16 protein-coding genes are annotated in these 12,785 nt (G+C 71.8%); 1 reads left to right on the top strand and 15 read right to left on the bottom strand.

Annotation, left to right across the window (positions count from 1 at the left end):
* Positions 1-22 precede the first annotated feature (22 nt).
* The 15 genes from A4R25_RS06270 to A4R25_RS06200 form a co-directional block, all read right to left on the bottom strand.
* Positions 23-706: a DivIVA domain-containing protein gene (locus A4R25_RS06270; RefSeq protein WP_064445943.1), complete on the bottom strand. Its 684-nt coding sequence runs from the start codon at positions 704-706 to the stop codon at positions 23-25.
* A gap of 55 nt (positions 707-761) precedes the next feature.
* Complete coding sequence (locus A4R25_RS06265; protein ID WP_064445942.1) at positions 762-1,922, bottom strand: globin domain-containing protein; 1,161 nt, start codon at positions 1,920-1,922, stop codon at positions 762-764.
* 2 nt (positions 1,923-1,924) lie between these two features.
* Positions 1,925-2,314 (bottom strand): group 1 truncated hemoglobin, encoded by a 390-nt coding sequence (locus A4R25_RS06260; protein WP_064445941.1) that lies wholly within the window; start codon positions 2,312-2,314, stop codon positions 1,925-1,927.
* Positions 2,315-2,751: 437 nt separating this feature from the next.
* The gene (locus A4R25_RS06255) at positions 2,752-3,339 is read right to left on the bottom strand and encodes a MerR family transcriptional regulator (protein WP_064446489.1); all 588 of its coding nucleotides are present in this window, start codon (positions 3,337-3,339) and stop codon (positions 2,752-2,754) included.
* Between the two features lie 218 nt (positions 3,340-3,557).
* Complete coding sequence (locus tag A4R25_RS06250) at positions 3,558-4,022, bottom strand: bifunctional nuclease family protein (RefSeq protein ID WP_043330120.1); 465 nt, start codon at positions 4,020-4,022, stop codon at positions 3,558-3,560.
* A 212-nt stretch (positions 4,023-4,234) separates the two neighbouring features.
* Positions 4,235-4,936 carry a MerR family transcriptional regulator gene (locus tag A4R25_RS06245; protein ID WP_176722889.1) on the bottom strand — a complete coding sequence of 234 codons (702 nt, stop codon included), beginning with the start codon at positions 4,934-4,936 and terminating at the stop codon, positions 4,235-4,237.
* Between the two features lie 50 nt (positions 4,937-4,986).
* Positions 4,987-5,439, bottom strand: coding sequence for an FHA domain-containing protein (locus A4R25_RS06240; protein ID WP_030503922.1), 453 nt, complete (start codon positions 5,437-5,439; stop codon positions 4,987-4,989).
* A gap of 216 nt (positions 5,440-5,655) precedes the next feature.
* The gene (gene gcvH, locus A4R25_RS06235; RefSeq protein ID WP_043330119.1) at positions 5,656-6,036 is read right to left on the bottom strand and encodes a glycine cleavage system protein GcvH; all 381 of its coding nucleotides are present in this window, start codon (positions 6,034-6,036) and stop codon (positions 5,656-5,658) included.
* A 54-nt stretch (positions 6,037-6,090) separates the two neighbouring features.
* Positions 6,091-7,020 carry a DUF881 domain-containing protein gene (locus A4R25_RS06230; protein ID WP_043323991.1) on the bottom strand — a complete coding sequence of 310 codons (930 nt, stop codon included), beginning with the start codon at positions 7,018-7,020 and terminating at the stop codon, positions 6,091-6,093.
* 10 nt (positions 7,021-7,030) lie between these two features.
* Positions 7,031-7,363, bottom strand: a complete 333-nt coding sequence (locus A4R25_RS06225; RefSeq protein ID WP_007071104.1) for a small basic family protein — start codon at positions 7,361-7,363, stop codon at positions 7,031-7,033.
* A complete protein-coding gene (locus A4R25_RS06220; RefSeq protein ID WP_043323986.1) occupies positions 7,360-8,316 on the bottom strand; it encodes a DUF881 domain-containing protein in 957 nt (318 codons plus the stop codon). Before A4R25_RS06220 ends, A4R25_RS06225 begins: the two co-directional genes overlap by 4 nt.
* The gene (locus A4R25_RS06215; protein ID WP_043323984.1) at positions 8,313-8,951 is read right to left on the bottom strand and encodes a CDP-alcohol phosphatidyltransferase family protein; all 639 of its coding nucleotides are present in this window, start codon (positions 8,949-8,951) and stop codon (positions 8,313-8,315) included. Before A4R25_RS06215 ends, A4R25_RS06220 begins: the two co-directional genes overlap by 4 nt.
* Before the next feature lie 306 nt (positions 8,952-9,257).
* On the bottom strand, positions 9,258-9,728 hold the full coding sequence (locus A4R25_RS06210) for a MarR family transcriptional regulator (RefSeq protein ID WP_043323983.1): 471 nt from the start codon (positions 9,726-9,728) through the stop codon (positions 9,258-9,260).
* A 48-nt stretch (positions 9,729-9,776) separates the two neighbouring features.
* Complete coding sequence (locus A4R25_RS06205; RefSeq protein WP_064445940.1) at positions 9,777-10,964, bottom strand: PP2C family protein-serine/threonine phosphatase; 1,188 nt, start codon at positions 10,962-10,964, stop codon at positions 9,777-9,779.
* An 89-nt stretch (positions 10,965-11,053) separates the two neighbouring features.
* Positions 11,054-11,800: an SAM-dependent methyltransferase gene (locus A4R25_RS06200; RefSeq protein WP_064445939.1), complete on the bottom strand. Its 747-nt coding sequence runs from the start codon at positions 11,798-11,800 to the stop codon at positions 11,054-11,056.
* Between the two features lie 128 nt (positions 11,801-11,928).
* Between A4R25_RS06200 and A4R25_RS06195 the strand changes: the two genes are divergently transcribed.
* Positions 11,929-12,768 carry a universal stress protein gene (locus tag A4R25_RS06195; RefSeq protein WP_064445938.1) on the top strand — a complete coding sequence of 280 codons (840 nt, stop codon included), beginning with the start codon at positions 11,929-11,931 and terminating at the stop codon, positions 12,766-12,768.
* Positions 12,769-12,785: the final 17 nt, after the last annotated feature.

Here is a 12,785-nt window from a genome sequence, read left to right as displayed (position 1 = left end):
CACCGCAGGCCGGGCGGTACGGTCACCGCTGATGCCGGGGCAACGCCGGCTGCGGCGCGCCGCCACCAGCCGCCGGCAACTCCCGGGAGATCCGCTCCATCGTGCGCGCCAACTGCTCACTACCGTCGTCGAGATGCCGCGCCGCCGCCTGCATGTGGGAGATCATCATCTCGCCGAAGATCCGCAACGCCTCCCGCGTCGCCACCGAGTCGTCGAAGCTGCCCCCGGCGGCGCTGCGGTACTCCGCCACCGCCCGCTCGGCCTCCTGCTTCGCCTCCTCCGCCGCCGCCCGCATGTAACTCTCGTACTGGGTACGGGCGTACTCGGCCACCCGGCGCGCGTAGTCGTGCGCCTGCGCGATGATCTGCTCGGCCTCCCGCTGCGCCGCCGACAGCAGGTTGACCTCCTTCGCCGCCGGCGCCGCCGGCGCCTTCTCCGCGCTCGGGATCACCCCGTGCCGGTGCAGCTCCAGATGGTCGTTGAGGCGCTCGTTCTCCGCCCGCAGGTCCCCCACCTGCGCTGCCAGCAGATCCAGCTCGTCGGCCACCTGCAACCGGAACCGGTCCACGTCCGCCGGGTCGTACCCGCGCCGTGTGAACGCCGCCGACCCGAACTCCCACCGACGCACCCGGTCCGCGGTCAGCCGCACCTGCACCGGACCCGACACGTGCTGCGAGTCATAGCTGCTGATCGGGCTCGCGCTCACCGGATCACCTCTGTTCGCGACTGCGGGGCTCGCAACCCCGGCTCACTCCTCGCGCTCACCGGATCACCTCTGTTCCCTCGGCCACCGTCCGCCAGGACGGGCCGTACCAGTGCTTGCCGAAACCCTCGTGGTGCAGCTGGCCCGGCTGGTAACCCGCCGCGGTCAGCGCCGCCACCGAATCACCGACCATCTCGTCGGACCCGCACACATACACGTGCCTCGACCGCCAGTCCCCGTCGGCCAGCACCCGGTCGGCCAGCCGCACCATCTCCCCCGGCCGCTGCGGATCCGATCCGGCCACGTACGACACCCGCAACCACGGATGCGTCGCCGCCAACTTGTCGATCGCCTCACTGTCGTAGAACTCCGTACGCGAACGGGCCCCCACATACAGGTCGACCCGCCGCCCGGAACCCTCCGCCGCCACCTGCTCCACCAGCGCCTTCACCGGCGCCCAGCCGGTCCCGGCGGCCAACAGCAGCAGATCCGACGACCCGGCCTGCCACAACGTCAACCGCTCCCCCACCGGCGACGCCAGATGGATCTGATCACCCGCCGCGCACCCGTACACCAGACGCGACGACACCACGCCACCCGGCGCGGCCCGCACGTGCAGCTCCACCGTGCCGTCCGAACGCGGCGCGTTCGCCGGCGAGTAGTACCGCCACGACCGCACCGCCGGATGCGACACCCCGATCGACTGCCCCGGCCTGAACGGCAGCAGATACTGCGGGCGCACCGTCAGCACCGCCACGTCGAACGTGCGCTGCTCGTGCGACAGCACCTCCGCCACCCACCACGGCGGCGACTGCGACTCCGCCGCCTGCGCGCCGTCGGTCATCACCTGCGCCACCAGGCCGTACGCCGCGGTCCAGTCGGCCGCCAGCTCGTCGGTCCACGCCTCACCGCAGAAATGCCGCAACGTCGCCAGCAGCGCCTCACCGACCGCCGGATAGTGCTCCGCGCGCACCGCGAACTTCCGGTGATCCGCGCCCAGGTCCCGCAGGAACCCGACCAGCTGATCCACCTGGTCCACGTGGGACACCACATGCCCCAGGGCCGCCACCAGACGATCCCGCTGCCCGGCCATGTTCGTCGGGAACATCTGCCGGGTCTCCGGATGCGCCAGGAACAGCGTCGAATAGAAGTAGAGCGGCACCTGGTCGCCGTGCGCGGCGACCAGGGACCAGCTCTGCTTCAGCCGTGCCGCGTCCACGCTCAGGCATCCCCCGCCGACACGACCTGATCGCGGACCTGCCCGAGCACGACCTGCACGTCGGCGATCACGTCGGCCGGCACGCCCAGCTCCACCAGCGTCGCCGTCAGGTGCTCACCGACCTTCGCGTAGTGCTCACCCGGAATGTTCAACGGCTGGTGCGCCTCGGCCAGCCCACGGCCGGCGTACTCGTTCGGCCCACCGAGCACCACCGCCAGCATGAGCGCCAGGTGCCGCCGCTGCTCCACCATGTCCACCCCGGTGAAGTAGCCCGCGAGATCCGCATCGGCCAGCACCTTGTCGTAGAACGACTCCACAGCGGCCTTCACCGCCGCCGCGCCGCCGATGCGCTCGTAATGGGAGATCGGGGTGGTCTCGCTCGTCACCGTCATGCTCGGTCCTTCCACCAGGGGTCCGCGGGCAGCGCCGCGTCAGGGGCTCACCGTCCGGCGCGCGAAGTCACACAGCGTTCCACCGTGACGTCGACACGCCGACGATCGGAACGGACGATAGCGCGCCCCCCACCACGCTTCACGCCGCCCCTGTCCCGATCCCGAGAACCGTCAACTACGGACAGTCAACAACAGCCGCGAATACGATGAACACACCGCAGTCAGCCGAGCACCCCCGGTCAACCCACAGCGCGTACCGTCCCTTTCGGACATTGCGCACCGACCAGCCGCGACCTGCGGATACACCGACCGGGCCGCGCCCGACCACCGGACCGGGCCCGCCCGGGCCCCGCACGGCACACCCCGTCACCAAAACACGAATCGCGCCGCACCCTTTTCGGGCGCGGCGCGATCCCGTCAACGAGACGCGACGCAGGTCACCCGGCCCGGCGCCGCGCCCGACGCGCCGCCAGCTCGTCACCCACCGCGTCCGCCTCCGGCTCCACCGCCGGAGCAGCCGGCTCCTGCCCACCCACCGGCTCCGCCGGCAGATGCGACAACGAACCCTGGATCTCCTTGAACGCCCCACCGATCGCGATGCCGAACACGCCCTGGCCGCCCTGCAACAGGTCGACCACCTCCTCCGGCGACCGGCACTCATACACAGTCGTCCCGTCGGAAATCAACGTGATGCCCGCAAGATCATCCACCCCACGCGACCGCAACGCCTCGATCGCCTTCCGAATGTTCTGCAACGACACCCCGGCGTCCAGCAGCCGCTTCACGACCTTCAACACCACCAGGTCGCGGAACGAGTACAACCTCGACGTCCCCGAACCCGAAGCATCACGCACACTCGGCACCACAAGCGCCGTACGCGCCCAATAGTCCAACTGCCGGTAACTGATGCCCACCGCCGAACACGCGGTCACACCCCGGTAGCCGACCTCACCGTCACCGACCGACTCAGGCCCCACACCCGCCTGCTGCTCCGCACCCGGACCAGGATCCCGCGGCTCGTGCATCCGGACCAACCTCCCCGCGTCCGTGGCGGTGCCGCGCCGACTCCCCGTCACGCGCACCCCTCGACACGGCAACCCTATCGCCGCCGCCCGCACTTCACCCGCAGGAGACACCGCGACACGCCGCGCGACCGCCCGGCACCAACGACACACGGCGGCCAGCCATCACCCACAGTGACAACCACCGCCGCGCCGACCCCGGCCACCCGGCCGGGCACACCTCAACCCGCGAAGTCCTCCGGACGCACCTGATCCAGGAACTCCCGGAACTTCTCCACCTCGTCCTCCTGCTCGTCCGGAATCACGATCCCCGCCTCGCCGAGGACCTGCTCCGCACAACGAATCGGAGCGCCGACCCGCAACGCCAACGCGATCGAGTCACTCGGCCGCGCCGACACCCGCACCCCGTCACCCAGCAGCAGATCCGCGTAGAACACGTTGTCCTTCAACTCGGTGATCTCCACCGCCCGCAACGGCGCCTGCAACGCCGCCAGCACATCCCGCAGAAGATCATGCGTCAACGGCCGGGCCGGCTTGACCCCCTGCTGCTCGTAAGCGATCGCCGTCGCCTCGACCGCGCCGATCCAGATCGGCAGATAGCGGTCCCCCTCGACCTCCCGCAGCAGGACGATCGGCTGGTTGCTCGGCAACTCCACCCGAACTCCGACCACGCTCAGCTCGCGCACCGCCGCCTCCGTGTCGTCGTCACCTTGCACCGCGCCCCTCCCTGCACGGTACACGGACCAGGACACAGGAGTCCCACACGCTACGTGCACCACGCCTCGCCGGAGGGGCTTACCCCGGCAAGCCTACGACACGCTCCCCCGACCAGATCTTTCCGCGCCACCCCACGACGAAGGGCCGGGCGTCCACGACACCCGGCCCTCCACCGACAACCTCACCGGCCCAACGTCGACCGCAGCCCCACCCGCACCAACGCCGCGTGCAACCGCTGCGACAACGCCACCAGCTCCCGCGCCGTCTCCGCCGCACGAGCCCGCGCCGCCGGATCACTCTGCCGCGCCAACGGCGCCACAAGCTGCGCGAACAAACCAACCTCACGATCCGCCGCCGACCGGTACGCCCGCAGATGCCGAGGCTCCAACCCGTACGCCGCCAGACCCGCCACCGCACTCGCGATGATCAAAGCATCCGCGTCGTACCACCCCGGCGGATCCGACACCAGCACACCGAGCCGCTCCAACTCCGCAAGCGTCGACTCGTCCACGCCGCTACGCGAGATCAGCCCCGCCCGGTCCAGCCGCACCTCCGACGACTCGACCGAATCCACCGGCTCCCGGCCCGGCACCTCACCACCCGGACCCACAGCCACCAGATTCGGCCGCCCCCGCCCCGGCGACGGACCAGAACCGTCCCACTCGGCCAACTGCTCCCGGATCACCCGCAACGGCAGATACTGATCCCGCTGCGCGGTCAACACGAACCGCAGCCGCGCCACATCGTCCCAGCCGTACTTGCGATAACCCGCCGGCGTCCGCTGCGGCTCCACCAGGCCCTCGGCCTCCAGGAACCGCAACTTCGAGATCGTGACGTCCGGAAACTCCGGCCGCAACTGAGCCAGCACCTCGCCGATACTCATCAGCGCAGGCGCCCGCCCAGCCCCGGACGGCGTCGAAGCCGCAGGCTCGTTCACCCCCGGCCGGCCTCACCCTCCGGGCGCGGACCGGCGATGAACACCACCCGGAACTTACCGATCTGCACCTCGTCACCGTTGCTCAACGTCGCCGCCTCGACCCGCTCACGATTCACGTACGTGCCGTTCAGGCTGCCCACATCCCGCACCGTGAACGTCCCACCGTCCCGGTGGAACTCCGCGTGCCGACGCGACACCGTCACGTCGTCCAGGAAGATGTCACTGTCCGGGTGCCGCCCACTCGTCGTCACGTCGTGGTCCAACAGGAACCGGGCGCCCGCGTTCGGACCCCGGCGAACCACCAGCAACGCCATACCCGGCGGCAAAGAACCGGACATCCGGCTCGGCACCACATCGGTGTCCGGCCCCTCCAGCACTTCGTCGAGCGAACCGAGATTGAGCGTCGAAGTGACGTCGAGCGGGGGGAACTCGTCGTCTGGGCGCGTCATGGGACCACCTCACGGATCTGTTCGGTCGGCGTCAGGAAATGGCGGGTCTGGCCGCCGGGCAACACCACACCCGGCGGCTGGCTCCCCGTGCCCGGGAAGGCGCATTCCGCAACGCTCAAACTATTGGTTCTCGGTCGACTGGGCGAGCCTAGCCAGCGCCGAAATGCAGGGCAACCGGACGCGCGGAACCACGCCGCCGCCCGGAACAGCACGAACTCAGCTCTCGGTGAGCTCGCGGTACGCATCAGCGGTCAACAACCCCTCGACCGCCGCCGGATCATCCGGAGTGATCTCCACCAACCACCCCGCACCGTACGGATCCGTGTTGATCACCTCAGGGGTGTCGGCAAGCGCCTCGTTGCGCGCCGCCACCGTGCCGCTCAACGGCGCGTAGATCTCCGACACGCTCTTCGTCGACTCGATCTCGCCCAGCGACTCGCCCGCCGCCACCACCGAACCGGAATCCGGCAGCTGCACGAACACGATGTCACCCAGAGCGTCCTGCGCGAAGTGCGTGATACCGACGCGGACGACACCACCGTCACCACCGACCACCCACTCGTGCTCGGCGGTGTACCGCAGATCCTCAGGAATCACCAACTGCGTCCTTCGTCATCGGTGCACCGGAAAAACCGGCGCGGCCGCGCCCGGTCAGGAAACCGGCCGCGCGTGGTCCAGCTTGATCGGCGCGTGCAGCTGCGAAACCTCCACAACCTCACGATCCTCGGAGGTCACGTTACCGCCGCCGTCCCGCACCGATGCGACCACCCCGCCAGGAATGTTCAACGCCGTACGCATCGTCGCCGGATCCCCGATCACCATGATCGTAAACGGACCCGTCAGCCGCCGCCCGTCCACCACCAGAACACCATCGGCCCCGTCCACGAAATACGTCGACGCGATGATCCGCACCGCCGAACCATCAGCGCCCTGGATCTGCATCGCCTCCGCGCCCGCACCCCGCAGCTCCTGCACCGCGTCCAGGATCCGCGTCGACGACACCGCCTTCGCCGGCCCCGAGAACCGCACCTCCAGCCCCGGACCCACCGCCGGCAACGTACCCGCCAGGATGCCCAGCTCGTCCGCCCGCCGCGTCGCCTCCTCCAGCGCCGCCTGCCGGCCCTGCTCACCCGAGCGCAACTGCCGCTGACTCTCCTCCAGGGCGTCGATGTCCTGACGCAGCCGCCGCTCCCGCGAATCCAGATCCGACGAGATCCGCACCAGATCCTCCTCCCGCGTCGCCGCGAGCGTCGGATCCGTCGACGTCGTCTTCAACTGCACCACGAGCGTGAAACCCAGCAACGCCAGCAGCACCGCGATCATCAGACCCGCCGAGGAGAACCGCCGCGACCGCGACGGCCGCGCCACCGCACCCGGCTCCGGCTCGGACTCCGGCACCGCCTCCCGCTCCGCCGGCTCCGACGACTCATCCGGCGCCGGCTCCACCGGCGCCAACGGGCTCAACTCGTCCGGATCGGGCGCGTCCGGGCGCGGATCCGGCTCACCCGCCGGACCCGACGGCCGCTCCGGCTCCACCGGACGCGGCCACCCCGTCCCCGTCTCCCTGTGTTCCTCACTCATCGCCACAAACCTACGCCCGGAACAGGTGCCGACGGATCGCCGCCACATTTCCGAAGATGCGCACCCCGAGCACGACCACCACACCCGTGGACAACTGACCACCCACGCCCAACTGGTCACCCAGGTACACGATCAGCCCCGCCACCAGAACGTTCGAGATGAACGACACCACGAACTGCTTGTCGTCGAAGATCCGGTCCAGCTTCGCCCGCACCCCACCGAACACCGCGTCCAACGCGGCCACCACCGCGATCGGCAGATACGGCTGCAACGCCGCCGGCACCGTGGGGTCCAGATACACCCCGAGCACCACACCGGCGAGCAACGCCAGCACCGCGATCATCGGCCACCTCCCGAGGGGCTGGAAGAACCACCCGGGCCGGACGACCCGGGACTCGACGAACCGGCGGCCCCCGAACCCGACGGACGCGGACTCGGACTGACCGAAGGCTCGGCGTAGCGTAGCCGCGGCTGCGGCGCCGCCGGCAAGGTGAGGTCGTCGACCCGCTTCACCCCGAACGACAGCCCCGTCGTCCGCGCCACCTCACGCATGAGCGCCGCCGCCCGGCTCTCGTTGAACCGGTCCCGCATCGACCGCGGCCCGATCGCCTGCACCTCGTACGGGCCCGTCACCGGCCGGTAGTCCACCAGGATCGCCTCACCCGCCGACCGGATCGTCGACGTCGCGGTCAACCGCTGGCCGTTCACCGCCACCGCCTCGGCGCCCGCCGCCCACAACGCGTTGGCCACCTTCTGCAGATCCGAGTACAGCACCCGGGACGGGCCCGCGTCCCCGCTGGTCACGCCGTCCTGGTCCGCCGTCGCGTCGGCCAGCCGCACCACCACGCCGTCACCGCGCACCCGAGCCAGACCGGTGCCCGCCTCCAGCGTGCGCAACCGGGACGCCTGCGAACCGCTCAGCGCCGCGTCCCGCTGCCGGCCGACCTCCTCGCGCAACTGCTCGGCCCGCTCGGTCAACCGGTCGGTCGCCGCCTCACGCCCCTTGATCTCGGCGATCAGCCCCGCCCGCGCCGTCGCCCGGCTCGGCTCCTCCGCCATCGTCTCCCGGTACGCCACCGCGAACAGGAACCCGATCACCGCCAGGACGAGCAGGCTCACCGGGCGGCCCAGCACCTGCCGCACCCGCGACATGCCACCCGCCGCCCGGCGCGCCGCCGCGTCCCCGTACCCCGGGTCCAGCGGATTGCGGAACAGCTCGGTCAGGAAGTCCGGCGCGTACACCCGGCTCGACGGGTCGCGCTCCTTCTCCGCGTCGCCGGACGCCGGCCCGGTCACGCCGCCACCTCCGCGCGCCGCGCCCGCATCTGCCGTACGAGACGGCTCGCCTGCACCACGTACATCGCGCCGGCCACCCAGTAGAGGACCAGACCCCACCAGCCCAGGCCCCAGCCGATCGCGCCGGCCGCGGTGCCGATGTCCGGCACGGCGTCGGCCAGCAGCAGGATCGGGAACGCCGCCAGCAGCAGGAAGGTGGCGGTCTTGCCCACGTAGTGCACCGGCGGCGGGCCGTAGCCGTAGCGGCGCAGCACGCCGAGAGAGACCAGCAGCAGCAACTCGCGGGCCAGCAGCGCCCCGGTGAACTGCCAGGGCACCACCTCCCGCGCGGTGAAGGCCAGCAGCGTGGCCAGGATGTAGAGCCGGTCGGCCAGCGGGTCGAGCAGTTCGCCGAGTCGGCTCACCTGCCCCAGCCGGCGGGCGATCCAGCCGTCCACCCAGTCGCTGGTGCCGCCCACGGCGAGCACCACGATGGCCGCGACGTCGGCGCGGACCACGAGGAACAGGTAGAGGAAGATCGGCACGCCGACGAGCCGGACGAAGCTGATCAGGTTGGGCAGCGTGAGGACGCGGTCTCCCACGACCGTGGCGTCCCCGGAATCCGGGTGCTCCGCTGGAGCCGGCCGACGCGACACCGAACCCTCCCTTCGCAGCACGGTCCGGCAGCCGGACGAGCCGCCGCTGGAGGGACGTGCGCGTTGCCGGCCGGTCAGACGCCGGCGCCCTCTGTGATCCCGGGCTGGGACCTCCCCCGACGCGGCCGGTGATCACCGGCCGCTCAGTTGCGCTGCCACTATATCGGGCTCCCCCGCTCCGGCCGCTGGCCGCGCTGCGCCGTTGCTCAGTGTTGTGAGGGTGGGGACCGTCACAACCGCTATGGCATCCTAGGACACTAGCTGACCATCACGGGCTGTTGGTCAGGATCAGCGCCGGGGTGGGACTCAGGCGGTCCGGGCGGTGGAGTCGGAGCCCGCCTGCGGCGCGACCGCCGCGGCGGCCTGACTGAACGCCACGAGCGCCAGCAGCAGCTCGTGCTGCGCACGGTTGGGCATCCGGTCGAGCACCGCCTGGACCGCACGGTGCCGGCGCTGCTGCAGGTCGCGCAGCAACGTGTCCGCCGCCGCGGTCGGGATCAGCCGCACCTCTCGCCTGTCACGCGGGTCGGCCACCCGGCGCAGCAGGCCGACGGCCTCCAGGCGGTCACAGAGCCGGCTCGCCGACGACGGGACCACGTCCAGCAGCTCGGCCAGCCGGTTCACGTTGGTGTCCGGATGGGACACGATCAGCGACAGCACCCGCAGCTGGGTCGGCGAGACGCTGACGGTGTGCCGTGAGGTCGCGGAGTCGAGCACACCGATGAGCGCCTCGGCAGCCGACTCGATGGCCGCGGCAAGATTCGGAGGTCGCTCCACCCGCTGTCCCCTGCGATCGTCCCGCTCGTGTTCGCTCCGCCGCCCCGATCACTGCCCCGTGACGTCGTCGGACCGGCCGGAACCGCGCCAGTCCAGGCAGACGACGACCGCGTCGTCACGGAGATCCGCGTCGGCGTGGTACGCATGCAGTTCGCGCATCACCGTACCAACTGCCTCGGTCGCCGGCTGCAGCCGAGTAGCCCGCATCGCGCGCGCCATGGCCCGGACGCCGTACGGCTCCTGGCCGTCGGGCTCCGCCGCGTACACCCCGTCGCTGACCACGAAGAGACGATCGCCCGGCTCCAGAGTGAACTCCTGCACGTCGTACCGGGTCTCGGCGAACATGCCCAACGGCAGTTGCTGCTCCAACGCGATCGGGGTGACCCGCCTCCCCCGCAGCCGCAGCAGTTGCGGGGAACCGGCGTCCACCGCCCGCACCACGCCCCGGCGGCTGTCCAGCTCCAGCAGCAGCGTGGCCACGTGCCGGCCGCCCCGGTGCTGGTAGTAGATGGTGTCCGAGGCCAGCTCCGCCTGCTCGACCAGGCTGCCGCCGGAACGCCGGGCGTTGCGCATGGCGTTCACCGTCATCGCCGTGAGCAGCGACGCGGCCAGCCCGCTGCCGGTGCCGTTGAGCACGGTGAGGGTGAGCCGCTCACAGTCCACCGACCAGTCGAAGTGGTCACCGCCCACCGTGTACGCCGGTTCGAGCTGCCCGGCCAGCAACGCGTCGCCGTGGCGCACGCTGCGCCCCGGCAACAGGTCCCACTGCATCTCCGCAGCCATGCTCAGCCGTTCCCGCCGCCGGGCGCGGCGGTACCTGTCGGTCTCCCGGTCGGCCGCGCGGATGGCCACGGCCAGCTCGCCGGCGGCGTCCCGCGCCGCCTCCACTGTGGCCGCGTCCGGGTCACCGAGCAGCTCGACCATCAGGACGCCGAGCCGCTCCCCCCACACCGACAGCGGCAGGTAGGCCCGGCAGCGGCCGTCGTCGATGATGTCCAGGACCGGCTCCTGGCTGCTGAAGCAGCGTTGCGCCACGGTGTGTGCCGGCAACGGGCCACCGTCGGGCACGTCCGGGTCGAGCACCGGCCAGAGGCCGCTGGCGCGGTAGTCGGCGACGAACACCTCCGCCCGCGCGGCCCCGAGCGTCTGGCGCAGCACCGCGTCCGCGGTCTCCACCAGCTGGTCGGGTGGCGCCGTGCGCAGGGCACGTGACACCGATCCGGACGCCTCCGGCATGCTCATCCTCCGATGACGACTATTGCTACAGAGCAAACATCATACGAAGGACCCCCGACCGCCGAACGGCCCGCCTCGACCGGCGCGGCTCAGTCCGCCGGCCGCAGCGCCAACGCGCCGTAGAACGCGTCCGGCACCGGCTCCGGCTCACCCTCGGGCCGCCACCGGGCCACCGGCACGACGCCCTCGTCGGTGGGACGCCAGCGGCCCAGCAGCGGCGCGAACCGCTCGGGCGCGCGCATCCGGAACGCCGGGCCCATCATGGCCAGCGCCTGCGGGTGCCCGGCCAGCTCCTCGCTGTCGAAGTCGATCGCCAGCCGGCTGCCCGGCGCGACCGCCCGGTACAACTCGTCCAGGGTACGGGCGAGCGTGTCGTCGTCCAGGAACGCGGCCAGCCCGAGGAACACCACTCCGACCGGCCGTCTCCCCCACCCCGGCACGAAACGGTGCAGCTGCGCCCGGTCGACGGTGCCGATGTCGGTGGCGTCGCCGTAGCCGTAACCGGCGCGGTCACTGCCGGCGAGCAGGCGCTGGCCGAGCCGGACCGTCTCCGGGTCGACGTCGGTGTAGAGGACCGTCGCCTCCGGTGCGACCTCGTGCACGTTTCCGCAGGTGGGCACGCCCGCACCGAAGACCAGGAAGCCGTCCACGCCGTCGCCGGCCATGGCGCGCACGGTCCGGCCCAGGAAACCGCGCAGCGAGCGGAAGATCGCCGCGCAGGGCCCGTACGCCGCCTCGAACGCGGCGGCCGCGGCGACGTCGACCGGACGGTGGTGCCGGCCGCCGAGCCAGTAGTCGATCATGCGGGCGGTGCTCGGTCCGTCCGGCTGATCCATCGACGGGCCTCCCTCCCTGGGCGCTGTCCGCCAGCGTACCGACCGGGCGACCGGCGCGGTATCGCCCCGGGCCGGTCCCGCCGGCCGCGATACTGGCCGCGGGAGCGCCGGCCACGAGGAGGTACCTGGTGAACTCCGCTGACGGTGCGGCCGTGGTGGTCGGGGTGGACGGCTCCGAGCCGGCGACCCGGGCCGTGCTCCTGGCCGCCCGGGAGGCCACCCGCCGCAACCGGCCGCTGCGGGTGGTCCACGGATTCATCTGGCCGCTGCTGGGCGTACCGGTGGCCGCTCCGGCCGGGGCGCCGCCGCACGCCGGCCTGCGTCACCAGGCCGAGCAACTGGTCGCCGACGCGGTCAACGCGGCCCAGGCGCAGGAGCGCGGGCTGCGCATCACCGGCGAGATCATCGACGGGGAGGCGGCCGCCGTGCTGATCGGCGAGTCCCCCACCGCCGCGCTGATCGTGCTCGGCGACCGGGGTCTCGGCGGGTTCGCCTCGCTGGTGATCGGCTCGGTCGCGCTGCAGGTCACCGCGTACGCCGACTGCCCGGTGCTGGTGGCCCGGGGCGCCGCCCGCGACACCGGCCCGGTGGTGGCCGGGGTGGACGGCTCCGCGCTGTCCCGCGCCGCCGTCGAGTTCGCCGCCGAAACGGCGTCCCACCGCGGCGCCCCGCTGCGTGTGCTGCACGCCCACCCGGGCGGCCGGTCGGCGCAGGCCGACGAGCAGGAGCGGGTCCTGGCCGAGTCGGTCGCCGGCGTCGCCGAGCGCTGGCCGGACGTGCCGATCAACCGGGAGGCGGTGCGGGCCCGCCCGGTCACAGCGCTGACCGAGGCGTCCCGGGACGCCCAACTGGTCGTGGTGGGCCGGCAAGGCCGCGGTGAGCTCAGCGGCTTGCTGCTCGGCTCGGTGAGCCAGGGGATCCTGCACCGCGCCGCGTGCCCGGTCGCTGTCGTCCGCGCCCCGGCCTGAGCGCACGGTTGGCCCCG

Origin of the sequence: Micromonospora sp. NBRC 110037 (assembly GCF_001652995.1) — a bacterium.
Lineage (GTDB): Bacteria > Actinomycetota > Actinomycetes > Mycobacteriales > Micromonosporaceae > Micromonospora > Micromonospora chalcea.
Note: the sequence above shows the minus strand (reverse complement) of the source record. Positions and strands in the feature narration are given on the sequence as shown.

Bases quoted from the DNA above. Each gene is read 5' to 3' on its own strand.
- A4R25_RS06260 (WP_064445941.1), bottom strand. From the start codon at position 2,314: ATGACGGTGACGAGCGAGACCACCCCGATCTCCCATTACGAGCGCATC.
- A4R25_RS06255 (WP_064446489.1), bottom strand. From the start codon at position 3,339: ATGCACGAGCCGCGGGATCCTGGTCCGGGTGCGGAGCAGCAGGCGGGT.
- A4R25_RS06245 (WP_176722889.1), bottom strand. From the start codon at position 4,936: ATGAGTATCGGCGAGGTGCTGGCTCAGTTGCGGCCGGAGTTTCCGGAC.
- A4R25_RS06240 (WP_030503922.1), bottom strand. From the start codon at position 5,439: ATGACGCGCCCAGACGACGAGTTCCCCCCGCTCGACGTCACTTCGACG.
- A4R25_RS06230 (WP_043323991.1), bottom strand. From the start codon at position 7,020: ATGAGTGAGGAACACAGGGAGACGGGGACGGGGTGGCCGCGTCCGGTG.
- A4R25_RS06225 (WP_007071104.1), bottom strand. From the start codon at position 7,363: ATGATCGCGGTGCTGGCGTTGCTCGCCGGTGTGGTGCTCGGGGTGTAT.
- A4R25_RS06205 (WP_064445940.1), bottom strand. From the start codon at position 10,964: ATGCCGGAGGCGTCCGGATCGGTGTCACGTGCCCTGCGCACGGCGCCA.
- A4R25_RS06200 (WP_064445939.1), bottom strand. From the start codon at position 11,800: ATGGATCAGCCGGACGGACCGAGCACCGCCCGCATGATCGACTACTGG.